At 40.3% G+C, this 20,296-nt stretch carries 17 protein-coding genes; 14 read left to right on the forward strand and 3 right to left on the reverse strand.

Annotated elements, in window-relative coordinates; all coding sequences use genetic code 11:
• Positions 1-339 precede the first annotated feature (339 nt).
• Both EEL30_11005 and EEL30_11010 read right to left on the reverse strand, forming a co-directional pair.
• Positions 340-1,035, reverse strand: coding sequence for a hypothetical protein (locus EEL30_11005; GenBank protein QDX92788.1), 696 nt, complete (start codon positions 1,033-1,035; stop codon positions 340-342).
• Positions 1,001-1,303, reverse strand: coding sequence for a hypothetical protein (locus EEL30_11010; GenBank protein QDX92789.1), 303 nt, complete (start codon positions 1,301-1,303; stop codon positions 1,001-1,003). Before EEL30_11010 ends, EEL30_11005 begins: the two co-directional genes overlap by 35 nt.
• Before the next feature lie 216 nt (positions 1,304-1,519).
• Between EEL30_11010 and EEL30_11015 the strand changes: the two genes are divergently transcribed.
• The 3 genes from EEL30_11015 (at position 1,520) to EEL30_11025 (ending at position 7,251) form a co-directional block, all read left to right on the forward strand.
• Positions 1,520-2,563, forward strand: coding sequence for a glyceraldehyde-3-phosphate dehydrogenase (locus EEL30_11015; GenBank protein QDX92790.1), 1,044 nt, complete (start codon positions 1,520-1,522; stop codon positions 2,561-2,563).
• 210 nt (positions 2,564-2,773) lie between these two features.
• Positions 2,774-4,999 carry a DUF4901 domain-containing protein gene (locus EEL30_11020; GenBank protein ID QDX92791.1) on the forward strand — a complete coding sequence of 742 codons (2,226 nt, stop codon included), beginning with the start codon at positions 2,774-2,776 and terminating at the stop codon, positions 4,997-4,999.
• On the forward strand, positions 4,996-7,251 hold the full coding sequence (locus EEL30_11025) for a peptidase (GenBank protein ID QDX92792.1): 2,256 nt from the start codon (positions 4,996-4,998) through the stop codon (positions 7,249-7,251). The genes EEL30_11020 and EEL30_11025 overlap by 4 nt, the downstream gene beginning before the upstream one ends.
• A gap of 91 nt (positions 7,252-7,342) precedes the next feature.
• On the opposite strand, the gene EEL30_11030 is transcribed toward EEL30_11025, so the two are convergent.
• Positions 7,343-8,476 carry an HD-GYP domain-containing protein gene (locus EEL30_11030; protein ID QDX92793.1) on the reverse strand — a complete coding sequence of 378 codons (1,134 nt, stop codon included), beginning with the start codon at positions 8,474-8,476 and terminating at the stop codon, positions 7,343-7,345.
• Here EEL30_11030 and EEL30_11035 point away from each other — a divergent pair.
• From EEL30_11035 to treR, 11 genes are all read left to right on the forward strand, one after another.
• Positions 8,475-8,654: a hypothetical protein gene (locus EEL30_11035; protein QDX92794.1), complete on the forward strand. Its 180-nt coding sequence runs from the start codon at positions 8,475-8,477 to the stop codon at positions 8,652-8,654. The two genes, EEL30_11030 and EEL30_11035, sit on opposite strands and share 2 nt — an antisense overlap.
• A gap of 39 nt (positions 8,655-8,693) precedes the next feature.
• Positions 8,694-9,182 (forward strand): transcriptional regulator NrdR, encoded by a 489-nt coding sequence (gene nrdR, locus EEL30_11040; GenBank protein ID QDX92795.1) that lies wholly within the window; start codon positions 8,694-8,696, stop codon positions 9,180-9,182.
• A gap of 98 nt (positions 9,183-9,280) precedes the next feature.
• On the forward strand, positions 9,281-10,786 hold the full coding sequence (locus EEL30_11045; GenBank protein QDX92796.1) for a transposase: 1,506 nt from the start codon (positions 9,281-9,283) through the stop codon (positions 10,784-10,786).
• A complete protein-coding gene (gene dnaI, locus EEL30_11050) occupies positions 10,787-11,728 on the forward strand; it encodes a primosomal protein DnaI (protein QDX92797.1) in 942 nt (313 codons plus the stop codon).
• A 573-nt stretch (positions 11,729-12,301) separates the two neighbouring features.
• On the forward strand, positions 12,302-13,492 hold the full coding sequence (locus EEL30_11055; GenBank protein QDX92798.1) for a glycine C-acetyltransferase: 1,191 nt from the start codon (positions 12,302-12,304) through the stop codon (positions 13,490-13,492).
• A 46-nt stretch (positions 13,493-13,538) separates the two neighbouring features.
• Complete coding sequence (locus tag EEL30_11060; GenBank protein ID QDX92799.1) at positions 13,539-14,492, forward strand: L-threonine 3-dehydrogenase; 954 nt, start codon at positions 13,539-13,541, stop codon at positions 14,490-14,492.
• Between the two features lie 572 nt (positions 14,493-15,064).
• Positions 15,065-15,823 (forward strand): chitin-binding protein, encoded by a 759-nt coding sequence (locus EEL30_11065; protein ID QDX95739.1) that lies wholly within the window; start codon positions 15,065-15,067, stop codon positions 15,821-15,823.
• 365 nt (positions 15,824-16,188) lie between these two features.
• Positions 16,189-17,658 carry a chitin-binding protein gene (locus EEL30_11070; GenBank protein ID QDX92800.1) on the forward strand — a complete coding sequence of 490 codons (1,470 nt, stop codon included), beginning with the start codon at positions 16,189-16,191 and terminating at the stop codon, positions 17,656-17,658.
• A gap of 119 nt (positions 17,659-17,777) precedes the next feature.
• On the forward strand, positions 17,778-18,455 hold the full coding sequence (locus EEL30_11075) for a transposase (GenBank protein QDX92801.1): 678 nt from the start codon (positions 17,778-17,780) through the stop codon (positions 18,453-18,455).
• A complete protein-coding gene (locus EEL30_11080) occupies positions 18,443-19,330 on the forward strand; it encodes an IS3 family transposase (GenBank protein QDX92802.1) in 888 nt (295 codons plus the stop codon). The genes EEL30_11075 and EEL30_11080 overlap by 13 nt, the downstream gene beginning before the upstream one ends.
• Positions 19,331-19,548: 218 nt before the next feature.
• Positions 19,549-20,259: a trehalose operon repressor gene (gene treR / locus EEL30_11085; GenBank protein ID QDX92803.1), complete on the forward strand. Its 711-nt coding sequence runs from the start codon at positions 19,549-19,551 to the stop codon at positions 20,257-20,259.
• Positions 20,260-20,296 lie beyond the last annotated feature (37 nt).

The raw sequence follows: 20,296 nt of genomic DNA on the forward strand, positions 1-20,296 counted from the left end.
GTGGTAGAATATCCTTGAGTAACTTTTTTTGTTGCTCAAGGTGGGGGCGTTCCCGTAAGTTTAGCGGCGGAGGGAACGTCCTTTTGTATTGTTAAAAAGCATAGACTAAAAATATTTTCCTCCTTTCTTCCTCCTGTGTATTATTTTACCATGTGTTGCGGGGACTACCTAAAAACGTAAAAAATGAAACGTTTGCTATATTTCAACAAAATATTACAAATTTCTCATAAAAAAAGAACGCTAATTAATAGCGTCTCGAAAAGAATGAATTAATAACCAGGGTTATCAGTATATACGGTTATTGCGTGATGCTGAATCATTGTAACATGTTCAGCTTTATTAGCTTCTACAGCGAAAAGAGAGAAGGAAAATATTAACGAAAACGTTATGATACCCACAATATGTTTCTTCATTACTTATCCCCTCTTTCATTAAACAATGATAAAAATAAATGTCTCTTGAGCATTCCACAATTTCTTTATAAGCATTTATTTTACCATAGTGATAAATACCACTAAGATAAGCTTCCATTCCCAATTCAAATGATTCCTTTTTAACAAGGTAAGTCCCTTTGAACCTATAGTACTTACCTAATTCTAAACACTGGAATGGTTCATTTTCTAAAAGTAAAAACCTCTTCTCTTCTGATTCAATAATTCTTCCAATAGCATCAAAATCGTTAATCTGAAACAATGCTTCCAGTAACATGTTGGCTCTGTGTAATCTCTGGTAATCTGTAACTTCCTTTAAACATCCCCATAGCAAAGGGAGTGCTTCATCATAATTTCCCGTTTTCGAAAGTATGAGGGCACGATAATATTGTATACGCTCAATAATAAAAGTGTAGTTCAATTTCTCATACAACGTGAGGTGTTCTTCCAAAGTAGTGTAATCGCCTAGAAGCAAGTAAGAATTACAAATTGCTAAAGCAACACGTTCTTTCAATTCATTTATTGTATAATCTTCGGCATGACCTGTTTTCCCTAGTTCGATGCATGCTTCATAGTTCTTTATAATACGTGACTTTATCTTCATGGGGTAAAAAATCGACATAATGAATGATTTCTTCGCCATCTCTAAAAGATTTGTCCATTCGTTTAAAATCTTGCCTGTCAATTAGATATTTTTGAAATAATCCTTTAGCTGTATATAATGGTAGTCCGTGCGTTCTGGAATATTTAATAATAACACCGTAAAGAGTTAACCTCACATCGTTATTTCCGAAAGTTCCGGCTATTTCAAATAAATTCTCTAACGATTCAATGGTATCTTTTTTCGAACTTTCAAGGAACTTTACCACCACTGATCAATTCTCTGGATTTTTCTTTTATGCATTTGAGGCAAGCTACTCTCCTCATTATTTTTCCTTAAGGTAACTTATTTTAGCTTTTTGGTCAGATCACTCAGACAACTGCCTAAATTTGTTGCTTTCTGAGTAAAACACATTGTCAAATATGACATACTTAATATATTATAAATAGTGATTAGAGTAACTTATTTCAGGAAGGGGCAACATAAAATGACAATTAGAATCGGGATAAATGGGTTTGGACGTATTGGGCGCATGGTGTTTCGCAAAGCGATCCAAGATCCATCCATCGAGGTTGTGGCTATTAACGCTAGCTATCCCCCTGAAACCCTGGCTCATTTATTAAAATATGACTCCGTTCATGGGACCTTAGCTCATGACGTTACTGTAGATGGTAATCGCATTGTAATTGATGGCAAAAGCACGTTGGTATTATCCGACCGTGATCCTTTGAATTTGCCATGGGATAACCTAAAAGTGGAAGTGGTTGTGGAAGCAACTGGAAAATTCACTGACCGTTTAGGGGCTGAGAAGCATCTGAAAAGTGGTGCCAAAAAAGTAGTTATTACCGCACCAGGCAAAGAAGAAGATGCGACCATTGTAATGGGTGTCAATGAAGAGCAATACGATCACGAGCAACACCATATTGTTTCGAATGCTTCTTGCACGACCAATTGTCTAGCTCCAGTAGCCAAAGTGCTCCATGACGCCTTTCGTATTGAATCTGGGCTTATGACTACCATTCATTCCTACACGAATGACCAGGTGAATCTGGATAACCCGCATAAAGATTTACGCCGTGCACGTGCTTGTGCGCAATCGATTATCCCAACAACGACGGGAGCGGCAAGAGCGGTAGGAAAGGTATTGCCAGAACTAAATGGAAAATTAAATGGTTTTGCTTTGCGTGTACCTACACCAAACGTTTCCGTTGTCGATCTAGTTGTTCAAATTTCAAAAAGCGTGACTGCCCAAGAGGTCAATCGTGTGTTGCGTGAAGCTAGCGAAGGAGCTTTAAAAGGCTATCTAGGCTATACGGATGCACCTCTTGTTTCTACTGATTTTAATGGTAATGAAAATTCTTCAATCGTAGATGGCTTGTCAACCATGGTGATGGATGAGAAGCATGTGAAAGTAATTGCTTGGTACGATAACGAGTGGGGATATTCCTGCCGAGTGCTCGATTTGGTAAAGCATGTATCAGAGCATGTAAATCAGTCGAAACGAATATTAACAGGTAGCACGCGGGTGTAGTAATTTTATATTTATCATTTAGAAAAATGGATTTTATTTGAATTCATACAAAAAGGCAGATTCCTCAGATAAAGGGGATCGGCCTTTTTCTTATGTGTAGCTAGCCTTTTTGTTAAATATATATTTGTGTTCCCATTTTATTGGTAATTATTGATATAATCAGAATGATTGAAATTTATAGTGGGGATTGAGGAGGAGTAGATCAACAAAATGAAAAACGCGAACCTATTGTCATGTCGCAAATGGATAGTGGCTACTAGTGGTTGTGTATTGGCTGCTGGTGTGCTGGTCGCCCCGTTTCAAATTTCTGGGACTGCTACGATTGTGTATGCGGCAGAGAAAGTATCTGCTGGTGAAATGTTAAGTCAAAAAGAAGCTGAGGCTCGTGCGAAGCAATGGATTACGATTCCTGCTGAATACAAGCTAGATGATTCTCAATTACAAAAAGCTGATGAATGGAGAAACTCTACTTCATGGATTTTTAGTTGGGAAGCGGCAGACAAAAAGAAGAGATCATCACTTGATGTAACCATTGATGCTAAAACGGGTGAACTGACTAGCTTTTTTAAATACGGACGTGATAGTAAACCGTCTACAAAAAAGATTAGTCAAAAGGAAGCAGAACAAATTGCTGAAGCTTTCGTAGAAAAAGTAGCAAAGGATAAAAAAGCTTCTCTTTCTAAAGCGAATGAAATTATTACTGTAACTAGTGAAGGGGATCTCACATTTATCTATACCCGAATGGTAGATAACATTCCTTTTATTGAAAACGGGGTGACAATTAAGGTCGATAGAAAGGGAGAAATAGTTTCTTACCAGCTTGATTGGGATAGCGGAAAAATCCCTTCCTCTAAGGCTACTATTTCGTTAGAAGAAGCGGAGAAAAAACTTTACAGTCTATTAGACCCTCAGTTGCAATATACGGAATTAGATCGCTATACAGCAAGAAAAAAGGATCAAGGAACCTTTACTCCTGTTTATCAATATGGTAACAGTAGTGCAAGATTTCTGGATGCGAATAGCGGAGAGGCACTTAGTATGACTGGTCGTAAAGCAGAAGATAAAAAGAAAATAGTACCATTAGGAGATAAAAAATCTTTTGATAATGAAAGTCCACAAAAGATAGATAAATCAGATGCAGAAAAAATTGCCAAAGAATGGAGCAAAAAACTAACGGATGGTTGGATATACACAGGTCAGCGTGGAAGTAGCAGTAGTGGTGACAGAAGTGGAATTCAATCTCAGAGCTGGTCATTTACTTTCAGTCCCCCCAATCAAACCGATCCTGCTATAACTATTCATATTAACGATTATGGACAAATAGTAGCTTACGACCAAGAAGAAGAGCGTAAAATACAGAATAAATCTGAACAGAAGTCTATTACCAAGCAGGAAGCAGAAAAAACGGCTAATGAATTTATTGAAAAAGTTTATGCACAGCATACAGGCCAAATTTATCTCATTAACGAGAGTAACTATTATGAAGAACCCCTTGTCTATACGTTCACTTACAAATTTTCATATAATGACATTCCTATTGACCAAAGTAGGATTGAAGTAGAAGTAAACAAGTATACGAATCAAATTGAGAGTGGTTGGTTTGGAAGAGGACAAAAAAGTTTCAGTTGGAAAAATGAAGATGCCTTTGAAACTTATAAAATTTCAAAAGAAGAAGCAGTAGAACTTGAAACCAAACAGAAAAAATTACTGTTAACCTACTATAAGGCTCCCTATTTCACGGCAATAGAAGGTCTAGAGGAAAAAGATATCAAAGAGTTAGAAATTCCTATACAGCTTGTTTATCGTTATGTAGGAGCTGACGAGAATATAAATGCAGTAACAGGAGAACTAGTATCTAGTTATGGTCTAGAAGAAGAAACGCCTAGTGACATTGAAGGGCATCCGAGTGAAGAAGCGTTATTAGAAGCAATTGAACAAGGATTATTGAGGGTGGAAGATGGCAAGATAGAACCTGATAAAGAAGTAACTCGGGCTGAATTTATAGTTTGGATGCTTCAGTTGTCAGCAAGCTTAGACCATCGTTCCCATCGATTGGACGAAGTTAAACCAGAGAGCTTCTCTGATGTACCTTCTACTCATAGAGACTACGCGGCTATCTCTCAGGCTTCAAAAATCAATCTGATTCCAAAAACAAACCGTTTCGAACCAGATCGTGCCATCACTCGAATGGAAGCGATGGACTTTTTCATGCGTATGTTAAAATTAGAGGCTTTGCTAAGTAATAAAGAAATCTACCAATCTCCGTATCCTGATCTAAAAACAGAACAAGTGCCTGCTTTTGCACTCGCCTATTCTATGGGATATATAAAAACTCCTAAAGGAACAAATGTGGAGCCAACTAAAACAATCACCCGTGCAGAAGCGGCAGAGATGATTTATCAATTCTTTACATTAAACAAGGGGGGGATAATATGACTAACTATTCATCTCGTAAATGGATAGCGGCTAGTTGCGGTTGTGTATTGGCGGTTGGCGTATTGACAGCACCGTTTCAAGTGTTTGAAAGCCCTTCAGTTGTATACGCTGCAGAGAAAAAAGTATCCTATGGTACCCTTTTAAACCAGCAAGAAGCAGAGGCTCGTGGGAAGCAATGGATTACCATTCCTACCGAGTACAAGCTCCGTAATTCGCAATTAACTAAAGATGATGAAACTACTGAACGGCCAACTTGGTCTTTAAGCTGGGAAACGAGTGGGAAAAAGCTGGAAAAAATACTTGCAATGACGATTGATGCTCAAACAGGGGAACTTTTACATTTTTTTCAGTATGATCCTGGTAATAAAGCTACAGCTAAGAAAGTGAGCCAGAAAGAAGCGGAGAAAACGGCTTGGGCTTTTGTTGAAAAGGTAGCCAAAGATAAAACCGATTCCTTATCTAAAGCGAATGAAATTATTCCTTCGTCTAATGAGAATAGTCTGATGTTTACCTATACAAGATTAGTAGATGATATTCCATTTATCGAAAATGGAGTAAACGTTATCGTTGATGCTACTGGGGAAATTTCATCCTACAGCCTTACTTGGCACAAAGGAGAGTTACCTTCCTCCAAGGCAACTTTATCTATAGACGAAGCAGAGAAAAAATTGAAAAGTCTATTAGATCCGCAACTACAGTACACAGAGTTAGGTAGACACACAAAAACTGCAAAGAGCCAGACAACATTTACTCCTGTTTATTTATATGAAACGAATAATGCACAGCTATTAGATGCAAGTAGTGGCGAAGCTTTTGGTTCACATGGTCGTAAGGTAGAGGGAAATATGAAAATTGAACCACTAGGCGATAAAACAACCTATGACAATAATCAGAAACAGCAAAAAATCAGCAAGGAAGAAGCCCAAAAAATTGCAGTGGAATTAGGTACATCGTTAGCTAAAGATTGGCTACTCAACAGTTCTGGTCGAGGAGGAGCCAGTTACGACTCTACTGGTATTAAAACACAGAGATGGTCTTTCCATTTTACCTCTCCTCTACATGATGAGTCTTCTTCAAATCAGGAGTCTGAGATTCGCATTTCAATTAATGATTATGGCCAGTTGTCCAGTTACTCCAAAGATGATAGGAACTATCGTGGACGAGGTAGTACATTTGAAGTAGCTTCAGATAAAAAAACAATCGATAAGCAAGAAGCAGAGAAAACGGCTTCTGCGATGGTCAAAAAAATCTTTCCGAATCACACGGGACAAATCTATCTGAAATCAGATGAGGAGCGTTTTTATAGTAACGAGGCAGCACCTTATCGGTTCACATATGGCTACTTATACAAAGGTATCCCGATAACGAGTAATGAGATTGACGTTGAGGTAGACAAATACTCCAATGAAGTAAGCAGTATTAATCTAGATAGTGGAGAAGACAGCTTCACTTGGAAAAATGAAGAGAATTTTGAAGTGAGTAAAATATCAAAAGAAGAAGCGGTAGCAAACGAAATAAAACAGAAAAAATTTATGCTAACCTATTTTCAAGCTCCTTTCTATGTAGCAAGAGAAGGGATTTCAAAGGAAGAGGTTGCGAAGGGTATACCTGTACAACTTGTCTATCGTTATGTAGGAGAGAATAAAAATGTTAATGCTGTGACGGGAGAATTAGTGTCCCCTTGGAGCTATATAGAAAATAAATCAGCGAGCGATATTGAGGGTCACAAAAGTGAAGAAGCTTTGAGAGCCATGCTTGATAGAAGCTTTTTCAATTTGGAAGATGGTAAGGTAGAACCGGATAAAGAAGTTTCTCGGGCTGAATTTGTAGGTTGGTTGATTGGATTGTCAAATGATCTGGATCGTGGTTTTGATCGTAATGACAGCGACGAACCTGTTACTTACTCCGATGTTTCTGCTACCCACCCTTATTACGCCGCTATTTCCCAAGCTGCTAACATGAAGCTTATACCAGCAACTACTCGCTTTGAGCCTGATCGCGCTATTACACGAGCAGAAGCGCTAGAATTCCTCTTGCAAACCTTGCATTTAGAAGCATTATTAAATAAATCAGATGCCTTCCAATCTCCATACCCAGACGTAAAAACAGAACAGGTTCCTGCTTTTTCTATTGCATATGCCTTAGGTTATCTGAAAACACCAAAAGGAACAAATGCGGAACCAACTAAAACAGTCACGCGTGCAGAAGTGGCAGAGATGATCTATCAGGTTTATCAACAGAACGAACAGTAATAGATGTAGAACAAAGCAAAACTCCCTCTCATAATTAAGAAGAGGGAGTTTGTGCTGATGACCAATGAATATTCGATATAACTAAGATGTCTTAAAAGTCCGGTGCAATATGCTTAGATTCCATAAACGTAAATAAGGTCTCATCTTCAAATTGCGTAATAAATAATTTTAAATTGTACTTCAAATTTACTTCATACGGAGTAAGCAAATCATTGCCACGTCCATCTCGTAAAATGCGAATCGTTGGGCGATGACAGCATTCTGGATCTACTTTACAGACTACGCCGCCTTCCCCGTTGTTGAGCACGACACCACTACCCAGTGGAAAGACAGCAATATGCTTGCGGAAGGCATCCACCAAATGGTGATGGAATAGAAAGCCGCCAGAGCCAAGCAAGTATTCAAGTGCATCTTGTGGCATATAACGTCTTCGCCAAGGTCTAGGGGTAGTTAAAGAATCGTATATGTCGCAAATGGCTACGATTTGGGCATAATCATGGAATTTGTCTCCTTGTAGCTTTTGGGGATAGCCACTTCCATCCATTCGCTCATGATGTTGAAAAGCCACGTGAGCAGACAATAACGAAATGTCGTGTTGTTTACGAATGATATCAAAGCCAAGGCGTGTATGCTCTTTTGCCTGCTCCATTTCTGCTTCGTTCCAACGTTCGTTCTTGTCTAACAATTCTTTTGGCAGGTACGTTTTGCCAATGTCGTGTAACAGGGCCCCAATTCCCAAATCACGCAGCTGCGTAGTGTTGTAGCCAAGCGACATGCCAACAGCTGTAGCCATGACCGCAACGTTAACACTGTGATGATACATTGCTCCTGAATGAGAGGAGATGTTAGCTAGATGAATCATGATTTCTTTGGCTCCAGATAGATCATTTAAAATCTTATGAAAGACCTGCTGGAAATGCATGCCCATGTCTTTGACAGAGACGCGACGAGCTACTTTATTGGTATTACGCAATTGTTGCACGGTTTTATGTATGACTTCCAAAGCATCTTGTCTTGTCTCTGGTCGTATAACATCTTCTACCTCAATATCTGATGTGTGGGGATCATCAATATAGACGGAATCAATTCCCATGCGTGTTAGACCACTTACGAGTCTCGCGTTTAACTGCATACCTGCTCCAAGTAGAACTTTACCATCATCTGTAAAAACGGTCCTTCCCAATTTCATCCCAGGCTGAACATGTCGCAATGAGACTAGGCGCATGCAAGAACCCTCCCTTGCTGTAAGATACTACCCCATTTTAAAAAAATTATGGACAAATGGGAATAGGATATTCGGTTTTCCCTTGACTAACCTTACCGGATATGGGACTCTAAAGAAAAACTTCTATAATATACACGCAAATTTATTAAATAAAATCAAGTCTTTCTTTTTAGAATGATGTTGATCTAACTGAGTAATCATTTGGAGATGATGGCTAATGCGTTGCCCATTTTGTGAATTTAATGGAACTCGGGTGTTAGATTCCCGCCCATTTAATAACAACAAATCAATCAGACGCCGTCGAGAGTGTGAAGACTGCGGCAGAAGATTCACTACATTTGAAATGGTAGAAGAAACACCTCTTTTAATCATTAAAAAGGATGGAACAAGAGAAGAGTACAGCCGCGATAAAATTTTACGTGGATTAATTCGTGCTTGCGAAAAGCGGCCTGTGACATTGGAAATATTAGAAAATATTGTGAATGAAATCGAACGAGAACTACGTAGCCAGGGAAAAGCGGAAGTCCCTAGCAAAGAAGTAGGAGAAATGGTCATGGAGCGCCTGTACCATGTGGATGAGGTAGCTTATGTCCGATTTGCTTCTGTTTATCGCCAATTTAAAGATATTAACGTATTTATGCGAGAATTGGAAGAGTTATTGGAACAAGCGCGGAATCAGCCGCCTAAAATGAATAGGTCGGAATAGATAACTTTTTTGTCCGAGCTTCCAAACCTCTCCTACGTACCACGACAGAAGAAATGATATAATAGAGAAACTATGAACGTAAGGAAGGGTTTTGGTCGATGCGTGTCATGTGGAACGAGCTTGCGCCCAACGATCGCTATTTAGTGAGATTCATAAGGCCGTTGAGTATGATGGAGATGGGGTTTGTTACCCATCTTTATTTGCCCTTACTAGGGGTGTCCTCTTATTCGCTGTATCAATTATTAATGCACGAGGTGGATGAAAAGAGTGGAGCAGCAAGCGAGGGAACGCACCGGAGTCTGATGATGATGACATCCCTGCCGCTAGATCGCTTATTGCAAGCCAGAGAACGTCTAGAAGCGATGGATTTATTAAAGGTCCGCCGTCGTGAGAATCGCGAACACGACTTTTTTTATGAGTATATGGTAATGCCACCGCTAACTCCCGCCCAATTTTTTCAGGAAGATATCCTTCCTGTTATGTTGTTGAATCAAGTAGGCAAAGTAAAATACGAGCAGATTCGTCGTACCTTTGCTGATCAGATATGGAGTAACCTAGCGGAGGAGTATCCGTATGAAGAAGATGTAACCAAGCGTTTTTATGAGGTATATCACAACTTGTCAGCCTCTGAGCTAGAAATTCGTCCTGGATCGGAAACGGATCGGTTCTTTGCTCACATGCAAGAGAAGCATCCTACCGCTTCCCTATCTAACCATTATGAGGCGGAGCCAGATAAACAGTTGGATTTATCCTTTTTAAGGGCTAGTCTACCTGGTCATGTAAAAGCCTCTGAGGTCGTGACGCAGGAAACCATTCCGTTTTTTTATCAGTTGCTCTCCTTCTATCAGGTGGACAGCTATTTACTAAGCCAAGAGCTTCGGGATTGGAATCTTTTTGACTCAAAAGGAACCCTAAGCACGGACTTATTGCGTAAACGACTCCGGGAACGTTATGCAGATAACCAATTAACACGTGAGCGTCGTTCTTTAGCTGATGCTTATATGGAACATCTCTGTCCAGGGAAAATTCCAGCGCCGGGCACGGAAATCTTTTTACGAGCCTGTCGAGAGCTCTCCCCGCTGGTCGTATTGGAGCAAGCGGTGGGAGGTAGAATTTCTCGGGCGTATTTGGATCGAGCGGAGACTTTGGTCTTTGGCGATGCCATGCCAGCTGAAGTCGTCAATGCTTTGTTGTTATATGCAATGCGTGAAACAAAAATGGAATTACCAAAAGCTTACGTAGAAACCATTCGGGATAGCTGGAAAGCCAAAGCGATCTCCACCGCTGAGGAAGCAGTGAAGGTCATTTTGGAACGGGCAGAGGCCAAGAGCCAAGCTATGGAAAATCAGAGTGGACAATCATCGGCGGGTTCGACTAAAGGTGGATTATCCCCCAATCGTAATCGGCGCAGTAATTCGCGAGCTTTGTTGCAGGATAAACTGCCTGCTGCTGTACAGCGACAGTTGGATCGTGAGGAAGCAGAAGCGGTTGAAACTGATCAGAAAAAGCGCGTAAGACAAGCCAAAAAAACCATTATGGATGATCCAGAGCTGAAGGAATTGTATGAATCACTACGACAGCCAAAGAAGGGAGGCGAGCATTAGATGGAACCTTTGCGCCAATTTATGGAGGAGCTTGCTAAGCGCACACCTCGTCATATTTTAAGCCCTGAAGAACAGTTGGATAAAATGATGCGTTCGTCTCTCTATCTGAAATCCTTTCAGCAGAAGCATCCTGAATTAACCCGAGATGATTTGTTTCGCTCCCTTTCTGCTGTGTATGAATCGGTGAAGGAGCATTATTACTGTGAGAAGTGCCCAGGGCTGGCTGAATGTCCTAATTTGGTGAAGGGGCACACCAATCAGTTGCAGGTACAAAATAATCATATTGTTACCGCATTAAGTCCCTGTGACAAGCAATTAGCTCATGAAGAAACGCAACGTACGCGTAAAATGATGCGGAGCTACTATGTGTCTGAGGAAACGCTTCAAGCTAGCTTTCATCATATGGATATGGACGATTCCAATAAAGAAGCGATTCGTCAGGCAATGCGTTTTTGTCGAGAAATGAAAGGTGACAAGAAGCAGGCAACAAGGGGCTTGTATGTTCACGGAGGCTTTGGGGTTGGTAAAAGCTATCTGATGGCTGCCGTCGCACGTGAATTGTCGGAGAGTAACATTTCTTCCTTAATGGTCTATGTTCCTGATTTCATTAGAGAGGTGAAGGAGTCTCTTTCTGATCAATCCTATGTCGGTAAGCTGGAGCTTCTAAAGGAGATTCCAGTTCTGATCCTAGATGATCTAGGTGCGGAGAATGTAACTCCCTGGATTCGTGATGAAGTAATTGGTGTAATTTTAAATCAGCGAATTAACAATCATCTGCCAACATTGTTTGCTTCTAACTATTCACTCGAAGAATTGGAAGAGCATTTTGCGATTAGTAATGGTTCACGTATTGAAGTAACCAAGGCGCGTCGTATTCTGGAAAGGATTCGCCATTATGTCGAGGTTGTTGAGATTGAAGGAAATAATCGTAGAAAAAGATAAGCTTTCTCTCTAATGATTGCCTAGAGGCAGATAGATAGTCATGTAACCCGAGTATTGGACAAGTAGATGAGCCCTTTACTCGGGTTCTTTTGTATGGATCAAGGTCATCTCACCTAATTTTTTTGCGGATAGAAAGGGGAGAATGTAATTCTAGATAATGTCCTTTTGAAAAAGACACAGAAGGCTTGAATATAAATTTGACACTGAAATAATAAAAGACAAATGTACACCCTAGAAATACATATAAAGATAGGTGATCAGTTGTTCCAAAATTCGAAATAGGGAGTACAATACTTATTATAAAAGGACTTATAGTGACTGACTACTATGAATTAACTGATCATACTGAAAAATTTTGTGTTTGGTGTGTGGACATTATGGGGCTCATGTGGTACTTTTAAAACTAGAATAGGAAGATGATTGCACGGCAAGAACAGTATAGAAATGTGCATACAGAGAGGACAAATGTTTCTCTGGAAAGAGATATGCAGTCCTATCTTCCTTACCATATGTAATGTTCATATCGCATTTAATAAGATAAAAAAGACCAAGATACCTATGGAGGGATAAAGGATGTCCAGCAGAGGATTGCAAGAGTTTTTACATGGAAATTTAGCGGAACTAAAAAGCAAAGGCCTATACAACGTTATTGATCCTTTAGAGAGTGCCAATGGACCTGTCATTACCATAAAAGGCCAAAAACTGGTTAACCTTTCTTCCAACAACTATCTGGGTTTGGCAACAGATGAACGCTTGAAAGAAGCTGCTCACCAAGCGATTGATAAATATGGTGTGGGAGCAGGTGCCGTTCGCACCATTAACGGGACGTTGGATATCCACATTACTTTAGAAAAAACATTAGCGGATTTTAAACATACAGAGGCGGCTATCGCTTACCAGTCTGGGTTTAACTGTAATATGGCAGCTATTTCTGCTGTGATGGATAAAAATGATGCAATTTTATCAGACGAATTAAACCATGCGTCCATTATTGATGGATGTCGTTTATCCAAAGCAAAAACGATTCGCTATAACCACTCTGATATGGCTGATCTTCGCCAAAAAGCAAAAGAAGCGAAGGAATCTGGCTTGTACAATAAAATCATGGTGATTACAGATGGCGTCTTCTCGATGGATGGAGATATTGCTAAACTACCAGAAATTGTAGAGATTGCTGAAGAATTTGATTTGATTACGTATGTGGATGACGCTCACGGATCTGGTGTCCTTGGTAAAGGGGCTGGAACAGTAAAGCATTTTGGCTTATCTGACAAAGTAGACTTTCAGATTGGTACGCTGTCAAAAGCAATCGGGGTAGTAGGTGGTTATGTAGCTGGTAAACAAGAGCTGATCGATTGGCTTAAAGTACGTAGTAGACCTTTCTTGTTCTCCACTTCCCTTACACCAGGAGATGTTGGGGCGATTACAAAAGCTATCCACATTTTGATGGAAAGCACCGAATTGCATGATCGTCTATGGGAGAATGGCAACTATCTGAAAAAGGGTCTGAAGGAGCTAGGCTTTAACATCGGAGAAAGCGAGACTCCAATCACACCATGCATTATTGGTGAGGAAGTAAAAACACAAGAATTTAGCAAGCGTTTGTATAAAGAAGGTGTTTATGCAAAAGCGATTGTATTCCCGACAGTCGCTCAAGGAACGGGACGTGTCCGCAATATGCCAACTGCGGCGCATACGAAAGAAATGTTAGATCAAGCGTTGGCCGCTTACAAAAAAGTAGGGAAAGAAATGGGAATAATTTAACCCTACTGGACAATAGGAACAACAGGAAAGAAAGGGGTCAACCCACATGAAAAGAATAATGGTAACAGGAGCGCTTGGACAAATTGGCTCTGAGTTGGTCACAAAGTTACGTAGTGTATATGGAACAGAGTCTGTTATTGCCACTGATATTCGTCACGGTGAAGGGCAAGAGGGGCCATTTGAGATTTTAGATGTAACAGATGCGAAAGCCATGCATGATATTGCTGCAAAATATAAGGTGGATACGATGATGCATCTGGCAGCTCTGTTATCTGCGACAGCGGAAGCAAAGCCATTGCTCGCTTGGAATTTAAATATGGGCGGACTGGTGAATGCACTAGAAGTAGCTAGAGAGCTGAATTGCCAATTCTTTACGCCAAGTTCAATCGGTGCATTTGGACCAACAACACCAAAAGATAATACACCACAGGACACAATCCAGCGTCCTGTTACCATGTATGGGGTGAACAAGGTTTCTGGAGAGTTGTTGTGCGATTATTACTACCAAAAGTTCGGAGTAGATACGCGCGGTGTACGTTTCCCAGGGTTGATTTCCTACGTAACGCCTCCAGGTGGCGGAACAACTGACTATGCTGTGGAAATATATTATGAGGCGATTAAAAACGGTCGTTATACCTCATACATTAAAAAAGGTACCTATATGGATATGATGTATATGCCAGACGCACTAGCTGCAATCATTAATCTAATGGAAGCAGATGCGTCCAAATTACAGCATCGTAACGCCTTTAATGTTACAGCGATGAGCTTTGAGCCAGAGCAGATCGCACAGGAAATTAAAAAGCACATCCCGACATTCGAGATGGATTATCAAGTAGATCCAATCAGACAAGGGATTGCAGACAGTTGGCCAAATTCAATTGACGCTACGGCTGCTACAGCAGAGTGGGGTTTTAAGGCGGAATTTGATTTGGAAAAAATGACAACAGATATGCTTGCCAAGCTTAGAGATAAATTGCAGGTAGTAGTTGGTAGCTAGTAGATAGAGCAGGAACAAGCCATATAGAAGGCTTTAATACGAATGATAGAAAGCAGAGGAGATGCTCGTTCCTCTGCTTTTTAATTTTGTCGTTCTTATTCACTTTCTACAACATGCATATTATTTAGCAGGGAAGCCACCGTCTAAGTTCAATTTCGTTCTAGGGATTATCTTGGTTTACAGCATATCCCGAGTTTGCTTGCATTGCTGCCAATCTCAGCGTCCGGCTCCATTTCATCGAATGATTTAAAGAACAAGCAGGAGATACATCATCGACCACCGAGGTCATTGATATAAAACGTACAGTATTCAAGATACACTTTATACCAAAACTTCAGGTAATTGATAGTTGCTAGAATAATCAGATATTTACACGTCACAAATGTCGCAAAAATGATCATGGATGAAATGAATTGTAAAAAATTAGTTTGTATAGGTTCTAAATATTTACTTCCATTTTTATAATATTATTAATGTTATAAATGGGGGTGAGTATTTCGGCAGTGCTAGAGTCTTTGCTTTACCACATCATAGGAGGGCGTTAAATGACAGAACAGAGTGTCATTAGCAAGATGGTTATAAAGGTATGTGTTGCTGTTGGGATGATGGTTTTGATGGTAGCAGGAACAATGTTTTTTGCTGAGAGTGCATCGGCTCACGGCTATATTGAATCTCCTACAAGCCGAGCATACATGTGTAAACAAGGTAAAAACATTAATTGTGGTCCTATCCAGTATGAGCCTCAGAGCGTAGAAGGTGTGGGCTCCTTTCCACAATCTGGACCACCGGATGGACAGATCACAGGGGCAGGCCACTATCCAGATCTGTATACACAAACCGCTGATCGTTGGAAAAAAGTAACGATGCAGGGTGGAACAAATACGTTTAAGTGGAAATTGGCAGCACTGCATAGCACGAAAGAGTGGAAGTATTACATTACCAAAAAAGGCTGGAATCCAAATAAACCACTTGCTCGCTCTGACTTAGACCTAGCTCCATTTTGCTACTTTAACGATGATGGGAAAAGACCTGCCACTACAGTGAGCCATTCATGCAATGTGCCAACTGATCGTAGTGGTTATCATCTCATTCTGGCCGTGTGGGAGATTGCGGATACCACTAATGCTTTCTATCAAGTGATAGACGTTAATCTAGTCAATAGTGCTACTACTGAACAATCCTCTATTGATATGAGCAAGGCTATTGTAGAACAACAAGCTACTCATGTGGGAATGGTGAGTCCTATCTTTTCTACGGTAAAACAAATTGAACAAGGAAGCATTTTTTCGCGCGCCCAGTGGTTTGCTGGTGATCTGTGTGTACTATGCTGATTAGGCATAAGCCGAATAATGGGTGTCACTAAAACGCCAATTATTCGGCTTTTTTGAGTCAAAAAACCTATGCAAAACATTTTATTTAGTAATAACATACATCTAGTTCTTTTATCCTAATGCTGTGTACATAGAAAATTCATACAGGAAAGAATGACTGTTTCCATCTTTTAACTAACATTTGTCCAAAATCCTAGCTCTTTCATTAAAAAAAGATCAGATTAAAAATGTGACTATTGTAGTGTGATAATTCAGTCGTAAAGAATCTATCAAATATACTACCAATTTTAATAAAATAATAAATGTTACAAAGTATTTAGTACAACCTGAAAAATTACATATTACATACTGGGAGGTAGACAAAAATGGCATTGCAATGGAATAAATTTTTGGGAAAAAGCTCTGTAGCTTTTGGAATAACTCTAGCGGCTATGGCTGGAACGATGGTATTTGCAAGTAGTGCATCTGCACACGGATACATTGAATCACCAACAAGTAGAGCTTTATTGTGCAAGCAAGGACAAAACAGTGGCTGCGGTCAAGTTCAATATGAACCACAAAGTGTAGAAGGGGTAGGTAATTTCCCACAATCTGGCCCTAAAGATGGGCAGATTACAGGGGGAGGCAAATATACTGAACTCTTTGCACAAACAGATAGTAGATGGCAAAAAGTAGCCATGCAGGGTGGGAAAAATACTTTTACATGGAACTTGACTGCTCCTCACTCTACCGGTGACTGGAAATATTACATAACCAAAAAAGATTGGAATCCAAATAAACCAGTAGGTCGCGATGATCTTGAGCTTATTGGCAAGTTTAACGATGGTGGAAAGGTTCCGCCTAAATCTGTTTCCCATGTCATTAACGTACCAACGGATCGTAACGGCTACCATATTATTCTAGGTGTTTGGGAAATTGCTGACACAGGGAATGCTTTTTATCAAGCAATTGACGTAAATTTGAAGAACGATGGTAATCCAACAGAACCAGAAGTACAATTGCCAACGATTCCTAGCAATTTGACCTCTCCAGCTCAGACAACAACAAGTATTGAACTGCGTTGGTCAGCTTCCACAGCTTCTGAAGGTATCAAAGAATATGAAGTATATCGCAATAGTCATCTAGTAGGTACATCAAGCCAAGCTTATTATGAAGACAAAGAATTGACTATTGATACAGCTTACACGTATACCGTTCGTTCCGTTGATTTTGCTGGCAACAAATCTGATATGTCTAAGCAAATAACAGTAAAAACAAGTAAAGAAGACGAAAAGGTAGAATTACCAACGGTACCAGACAATTTGGTTTCCCCAGCAAAAACGAAATCTACAGTTGATTTAAGTTGGTCAGCTTCCACAGCTACCCATGGTATTCACGCATATGAAGTGTATCGTGATGGTCGACTTGTAGGTACGACTAGAGAAACATCCTACACAGATAAGGATTTAAAAGCAAACACAGCATACTCTTATACGGTGGTAGCTGTCGATCATACAGGTAATAAATCTGCTTTCTCCAAAGCAGTAACTGTTCGTACAGAAAAAGATGAGGATGAGAACAACAACGGAACTTGGAACAAAGACAACGTTTATAATAATGGCGATCGTGTCATGTATGACGGAGTAGAGTACGAAGCACAGTGGTGGACTCGTGGTGAACGTCCTGACAATGCGGATGTATGGAAGCAAGTTGGCGATGTCGTACAAAAATGGAACAGCGACAAAGCATACCAGGGTGGGGTACAAGTATCCTACGAAGGTAATACTTATCAAGCGAAATGGTGGACAAAAGGCGAAGAGCCAAGCACATCCTCTGTGTGGACACTCGTACGATAAGGAACGAAGTCAGTAAAAGAATTGGATAAGAAAAGGACCATTCAACAGCCCTCTGATATGCTCCCCTAAAGGTAGACAGGTGAAATAATAAAACCTGCTACTGTGAGGGGAGCTTTTTCATGCCTAAAGTACAATATGGTGCGCCAGAGAAATTCGCCATCCTACAAGAAGTTGAAAGTGGCCAGTGGGGTCTTATGGCTACAGTTAAAAAATACGGGATTAACAAATCAACCTTAGCGAAATGGCGAGGTCGTTATGAAGTGTATGGATACGAAGGGTTAGAGGTTCGAACCCACAATAGAAGTTATTCTGCGGAACTAAAGCTTCAAGCGGTGAGGGATTATCTCTATGGGGGATTGTCACAATATCAGACCATCGATAAGTACAAGATAGCCAGCCGAACACAACTCTCCAACTGGGTAAAGAAGTATAATGGTCATAGCAGCTTAAAAACCTATACAGGGGGAGTGAAAGCTATGACGAAAGGTCGATCTACAACTTGGCAGGAGAGGATTGATATTGTTCTTTATTGTCTTACCCATCATCATGACTATCAAAAGACAGCGGAGCAGTACCAGGTCTCCTACCAACAAGTGTACCAATGGGTAAAGAAGTATGAAAATGACGGTCAGGATGCTTTACAGGATGGGCGGGGAAGAAAAAAAGCGCTTGAGGAGTTAACCGAAGCGGATCGCCAAAAGTTCGCAATGAAAAAGCTGGAGTATGAAAATGAGCGGCTTCGAGCAGAGAATGCTTTCTTAAAAAAGTTACAGGAAATCGAAAGGTGGCGACGTTAAGCCAATATCGGCAGGAGAATGTCTACCTTGCCATTCAAGCTGTTTGGCAAGAAGAACAATGTAGCGTGCAGGTATTGTGTGAAATCGCAAAGATTTCACGGTCAAGCTATTACAAATGGCTCAATCGCAAAACCAGTTCTCGTGAACTGGAAAATCAACAACTCACTGATGCCATGCTCTCGTTATACGAGAAGGTTGATGGCATCTACGGGTACCGTCGGTTAACCCTCCATTTGCGCCGCCAGACCCAGCGACGGATCAATCATAAGCGAATACAACGCCTTATGAAGAAAAGAGGAATCCAATCGGTGATCCGCAGAAAGAGAAAAAAATATGCGCGTTCAGCTCCACAGCAAGTTGCTGAGAATCTGTTAAATCGTAAGTTTTATGCGAAAACACCGAATGAGAAGTGGGTAACCGATATAACGGAATTCAAGTACGGAAGTGGCCAGAAGGCCTATTTAAGTGCTATCTTAGACCTTCATGATAACTCGATTGTCTCCTATGTTTTAGGCCATTCCAATAACAATAGCCTTGTGTTTAAAACAGTGAATTTGGCCTTGCAAGCGGTACCAGGAAGTAAGCCTATGCTTCATAGTGATCGAGGTTTTCAATATACCTCTTTCAGGTTCAAAAAGTTATTTGCCGACAAACTAACCCACAGCATGTCCCGAGTTGGCAGGTGTATTGATAACGGTCCAATGGAAGCGTTCTGGGGAACCCTTAAATGTGAGAAGTATTATTTGCATTCATATAGTGCCTTCGAGGAACTTAAGAAAGACATTGATGACTACATGTACTTTTACAATAACGACCGATTACAGGTAAAACTAAACAGCCTTAGTCCAATGGAATACAGAACTAAGGCTGCTTAACTGTTTTTTATTTTTTGTACTGTCTACTTGACAGGGTGCAGTTCACTTTTTAGCATTTTTTTGGAGTTATACCATAATGGAAACAAAGGTTATTGTATGTAGTCTATTTTGTAATCATCGGTCATTTCTTTTTCATCCCTAACAACTTCTGGTAGTATGGTGTATAGAAGCAGGAAGATTACCCCAGATAGGGTTGAAGATGTACGGAGGAACAAATAATGAACAGAAGATATCTTGCCATTTATGAAGAGATTAGACAGGGGATTATGGAAGGAGTGTATCCTCCTGGGGAAAAATTGCCTTCTGAGAACGATTTTTGCAAAAAATTCGAGACCAGTAGGGGTACGATTCGCCGTGCATTGGATATGTTGGCAGAAGAAGGACTTGTCAACAGCATGCATGGAAAAGGTGTCTTTGTTTTAGACCAAAATATGATTAGCTTTTCTTTTGGCGGACTGGTAAGTTTTAAGGAAGCTAATGAAAATAGCGGGCAGGTCTTTTCTACAACAGTTCCTTACTTTACGGAGCTTGATATTGATCAAAAATTGGAGCAAAAAACACACCTACCAAATGGCATGCCCGTGTATCATTTCTATCGTGTAAGAAAGCTGGACGGGGAAAAGGTCATTTTGGATATCAACTATTTTAGCAAGGAAAAGTGCGAAGGCCTGACCCCTGAGATAGCTGAGAAATCAATCTATGAGTATGTAGAGAGTGATTTGGAATTAAAAATTGGCTTTGCACAAAGAGTGATTCAAGTAGAGCAAGCGACAGGAAAAGACCGAGAGTATCTGGATTTGAAAGCATTTGAATTTGTTGTTGTGGTTCGTAACTATGTACATTTGTATGACGGTACGCTATTTGAATATACAGAGTCGCGCCATCGTCCAGATCGGTTTGTGTTTACAGATTTCGCACGGAGACGATGAATGACTGAAGAGAGTACGTTTTTTAATTCCATCATCC

It is taken from the genome of Brevibacillus laterosporus (assembly GCA_007833815.1).
Lineage (GTDB): Bacteria > Bacillota > Bacilli > Brevibacillales > Brevibacillaceae > Brevibacillus_B > Brevibacillus_B laterosporus_D.

Excerpts from the sequence above, each read along its gene's own strand:
- EEL30_11005 (QDX92788.1), bottom strand. The coding sequence starts at position 1,035 with ATGAAGATAAAGTCACGTATTATAAAGAACTATGAAGCATGCATCGAA.
- EEL30_11015 (QDX92790.1), top strand. The coding sequence starts at position 1,520 with ATGACAATTAGAATCGGGATAAATGGGTTTGGACGTATTGGGCGCATG.
- EEL30_11020 (QDX92791.1), top strand. The coding sequence starts at position 2,774 with ATGAAAAACGCGAACCTATTGTCATGTCGCAAATGGATAGTGGCTACT.
- EEL30_11025 (QDX92792.1), top strand. The coding sequence starts at position 4,996 with ATGACTAACTATTCATCTCGTAAATGGATAGCGGCTAGTTGCGGTTGT.
- EEL30_11035 (QDX92794.1), top strand. The coding sequence starts at position 8,475 with ATGCAAGAACCCTCCCTTGCTGTAAGATACTACCCCATTTTAAAAAAA.
- EEL30_11030 (QDX92793.1), bottom strand. The coding sequence starts at position 8,476 with ATGCGCCTAGTCTCATTGCGACATGTTCAGCCTGGGATGAAATTGGGA.
- nrdR (QDX92795.1), top strand. The coding sequence starts at position 8,694 with ATGCGTTGCCCATTTTGTGAATTTAATGGAACTCGGGTGTTAGATTCC.
- EEL30_11045 (QDX92796.1), top strand. The coding sequence starts at position 9,281 with ATGCGTGTCATGTGGAACGAGCTTGCGCCCAACGATCGCTATTTAGTG.
- dnaI (QDX92797.1), top strand. The coding sequence starts at position 10,787 with ATGGAACCTTTGCGCCAATTTATGGAGGAGCTTGCTAAGCGCACACCT.
- EEL30_11055 (QDX92798.1), top strand. The coding sequence starts at position 12,302 with ATGTCCAGCAGAGGATTGCAAGAGTTTTTACATGGAAATTTAGCGGAA.
- EEL30_11060 (QDX92799.1), top strand. The coding sequence starts at position 13,539 with ATGAAAAGAATAATGGTAACAGGAGCGCTTGGACAAATTGGCTCTGAG.
- EEL30_11065 (QDX95739.1), top strand. The coding sequence starts at position 15,065 with ATGGTTATAAAGGTATGTGTTGCTGTTGGGATGATGGTTTTGATGGTA.
- EEL30_11070 (QDX92800.1), top strand. The coding sequence starts at position 16,189 with ATGGCATTGCAATGGAATAAATTTTTGGGAAAAAGCTCTGTAGCTTTT.
- EEL30_11075 (QDX92801.1), top strand. The coding sequence starts at position 17,778 with ATGCCTAAAGTACAATATGGTGCGCCAGAGAAATTCGCCATCCTACAA.
- treR (QDX92803.1), top strand. The coding sequence starts at position 19,549 with ATGAACAGAAGATATCTTGCCATTTATGAAGAGATTAGACAGGGGATT.